The sequence below is a fragment of the Kocuria sp. ZOR0020 genome (genome assembly GCF_000800955.1).
Classification (GTDB): domain Bacteria; phylum Actinomycetota; class Actinomycetes; order Actinomycetales; family Micrococcaceae; genus Kocuria; species Kocuria subflava.
In genome coordinates, this window is the sequence record NZ_JROX01000222.1 from 1 (window position 1) to 2,342 (window position 2,342).

The 2,342-nt window shown below is 62.2% G+C and carries 2 protein-coding genes, 1 tRNA gene and 1 pseudogene; 2 read left to right on the plus strand and 2 right to left on the minus strand.

Going from position 1 to position 2,342, the window contains the following annotated elements:
• Positions 1-23: 23 nt before the first annotated feature.
• Both L979_RS11960 and tadA read right to left on the minus strand, forming a co-directional pair.
• Positions 24-113, minus strand: a tRNA-Ser gene (locus L979_RS11960).
• Positions 114-180: 67 nt separating this feature from the next.
• Positions 181-732: a tRNA adenosine(34) deaminase TadA gene (tadA, locus tag L979_RS11965; RefSeq protein WP_081994441.1), complete on the minus strand. Its 552-nt coding sequence runs from the start codon at positions 730-732 to the stop codon at positions 181-183.
• Between tadA and upp the strand changes: the two genes are divergently transcribed.
• Together upp and L979_RS11975 are read left to right on the plus strand one after the other, a co-directional pair.
• Positions 731-1,366, plus strand: coding sequence for a uracil phosphoribosyltransferase (gene upp, locus L979_RS11970; protein ID WP_047692436.1), 636 nt, complete (start codon positions 731-733; stop codon positions 1,364-1,366). The two genes, tadA and upp, sit on opposite strands and share 2 nt — an antisense overlap.
• Positions 1,367-1,946: 580 nt before the next feature.
• Positions 1,947-2,342 (plus strand): annotated as a pseudogene (locus tag L979_RS11975) (winged helix family transcriptional regulator); the annotation flags it as partial.

Genomic DNA, 2,342 nt, shown 5'->3' on the forward strand with positions numbered 1-2,342 from the left:
GGGGCTGCAGGGGCCTTTGTGACTGGCGGTGACGGAGGGATTTGAACCCTCGTTGGCTTTTACACCAAACATCATTTCGAGTGATGCACCTTCGGCCGCTCGGACACGTCACCAGCCCGAGAATCGTAGCGGAGGGGCATACGGGCTTCAAAATTTCTGCAAGTGCGCATCTGCACAGGCTCAGCGGTCTCGGTGCCCGCGAAAGAACTCTCGGATCAGCTCCCCACATTCCTCGGCCAGGACGTCCCCGTGCACCTCCGTCCAGTGATTCAGCGCAGGGTTGCGGACCACGTCCATCACGGATCCACACGCACCGGCCTTGGGGTCCCAGGCGCCCAGCACCACCCGCGGAATCCTGGCCAACACACTGGCACCTGCGCACATGGCACACGGTTCCAGGGTGACCACCAGCGTGCAGTCCTCCAGGCGCCATCGCCCCAGGGTCTGGGCAGCCTCCCGCAACGCCAGGAGTTCGGCGTGCGCGGTGGGGTCACCGTCGGCTTCCCTGCGGTTGACGCCTCGGCCCACCACGGCGCCGTCGTCGTGAATGACCAGCGCAGCAATGGGTACGTCTCCGGTGGCCAGTGCAGTGGGGGCCAGGTCCAGGGCGGAGCGCATCCACGCGTGGTGCTGGGTGGAGTGGGGCTGGTGATGAGGACTCACGGGGCGGGCTTCCTGGTGCAGGTGTGCGGGGAGGGCAGTCAAGGTCTGCCTCTGATAATTTTGCGGCATGCGCGTCACAGTCCTGGATCACCCCTTGGTTGCCCACAAACTCACGGTTCTCAGGGACCGGAACACTCCGTCGCCGGTTTTTCGCCAGTTGGTGGAGGAGCTGGTGACCCTCATTGCCTACGAGGCCACCCGTGAAGTTCGTGTGGAGCCTGTTGAGGTGACCACTCCGGTGGCCACCGCCACCGGTACCGCTCTGAGCTCTCCGCGTCCGTTGGTGGTCCCCATCCTGCGTGCGGGTCTTGGCATGTTGGAGGGCATGACCCGTTTGGTGCCCACCGCAGAGGTCGGCTTCCTGGGCATGGCCCGTAACGAGGAAACCCTGGACATCGTCACCTACGCCGAGCGCCTGCCCGATGACCTCAGTGGCCGTCAGGTGTTTGTGCTTGATCCCATGCTGGCCACCGGCGGCACCTTGGTGGAGGCCATCAAGTTCCTCCGCAAGCGCGGCGCAGCCCAGATCACCTGCCTGTGCCTTCTGGCGGCCCCGGAGGGCCTGGAGGCCTTGAAGTCCAAGCTCGATGACGACGACGTTCACGTGGTGCTTGCCGCAGTTGACCAGAAGCTTGATGACCGTGCCTACATCATTCCGGGCCTGGGTGATGCCGGTGACCGCCTGTATGGGGTTGTCGACTGACCTGAGACAGGGGTGACCGTGCCCTGATGTTGAACAGGACCCCTGTTCCGGAAGATCCCGGAGCAGGGGTCCTGTTCTGTGTTGTCCAGCAACAGCTGGTGGTGCACAGCGTGTGCTGGATTGTCTGCGGGTGAGTATGAAAAGCTACTCATACGTATCTCAGATAGTGAGACAAGCATGATTTATTGTGCAACTCATTGACCGGCAGTCATGGTTTTGCTACCCAATCGTGATGGGGTGCGAGCCTGGAGAAAACGCCGTACATGCGCCCAAATAGGCGATACCGCGCGACTCATTAACTCCACAAAGGTGGCGATTTCCGACTTGTCCCCAATTTGCCGTTGCCGTATCTCAGAATATGAGACGATCACCTAATTGTTACTTGCTCTTTCTGGGGGTAAAGCATGAAGATGGTTGTGCTGCATTCAGTGAGCGTTCAGGTTTCGGCGTCGTTCGGAACGTCTTGCTTGTGGGAGAGATGGGACAGCCTGCGCGTGCGCCCTGCAGCAACTGGGTATCGGCCCAACTTTGGGCTGCCTGTGGTGGACCCCTGATGGGGTCACAAATTTGAGGAGCAGTAATGGCGGGTGCATCCGGCTACGTCCACATCTCGCAGCGAAACCGTGCCGCAGCTGTGCGGCACCAAGCCGCCATGGGGGAGGGCCTGGCGTCCGGGCAACGTCCCCATACAGGACCTGCCATGCGCTCCATGGTCAACGGTGCACCAGGGGATGTGCAGACAGACCGTCGGCTCGCCCCCCATGAAGCTCCCGTCCAGGCCCCGGGCAATGAGGCTCGCGGATTCGTGCTCTACGTCGGTCTGGATGAAACCAAAGCGGCGCAGGACGGCACCACGTTGGTGGAAGTTGTCCGGCACTTGCGGCGCGTCGTTGCCGAACTCTCCCCGCAGGCTGACACCTATGCCGCCGTTGCCCTGGCCCAGGCCGGTGCCCAGGGAACCGACCTTCAGATGGTC